This window comes from Streptosporangium carneum, from assembly GCF_027922005.1.
Lineage (GTDB): Bacteria > Actinomycetota > Actinomycetes > Streptosporangiales > Streptosporangiaceae > Streptosporangium > Streptosporangium carneum.
Genome location: NZ_BSEV01000130.1, coordinates 1 through 567 on the forward strand (window position 1 = coordinate 1; position 567 = coordinate 567).

At 65.3% G+C, this 567-nt stretch carries 1 protein-coding gene; it reads left to right on the plus strand.

The genetic code is table 11. From position 1 onward, the window contains the following. Positions 1-39 precede the first annotated feature (39 nt). On the plus strand, positions 40-567 hold a 528-nt coding region (locus PKF00_RS45005; RefSeq protein ID WP_369011207.1), incomplete at its 3' end, for a TRCF domain-containing protein.

A 567-nucleotide genomic window follows, 5' to 3' on the forward strand; every position in this document is an offset into this window, starting at 1 on the left:
GCCGGCGACGATGTATTCCTCGTCCGTCAGATTGCGGCCATGAAGATCACCGATGGCGCCGACAAGCGGCTGAAAGTCATGCAGTCGCTCGACAGTCTGGGCGCGGGCTTCACCCTGGCCTCGCACGATCTCGATCTGCGCGGCGGCGGCAATCTCCTCGGCGAGGAACAGTCGGGCCATATCAAGGATGTCGGCGTCGAGCTCTACCAGTCCATGCTGGAAGAGGCGGTCGCCTCGCTGCGCGGCGGCGGCGATGCCGAGGATGAGGGCGAATGGTCGCCGCAGATCAATGCCGGCGCTGCCGTCCTGATCCCGGACCATTACGTCCCCGATCTGGATGTCCGCCTGCAGCTCTATCGCCGCCTGTCCTCGCTGGACACCAAGACCGAGCGCGAAGCCTTTGCGGCCGAGCTGATCGACCGTTTCGGCCCGCTGCCGGGCGAGGTCGAGACGCTGATGCGTGTCGTCGCCGTGAAATCGCTGTGCAAGCATGCCGGCGTCGAGAAGGTGGATGCCGGTCCGAAGGGCGCGGTGATCCATTTCCGCGGCGACAAGTTCGTCGATCCT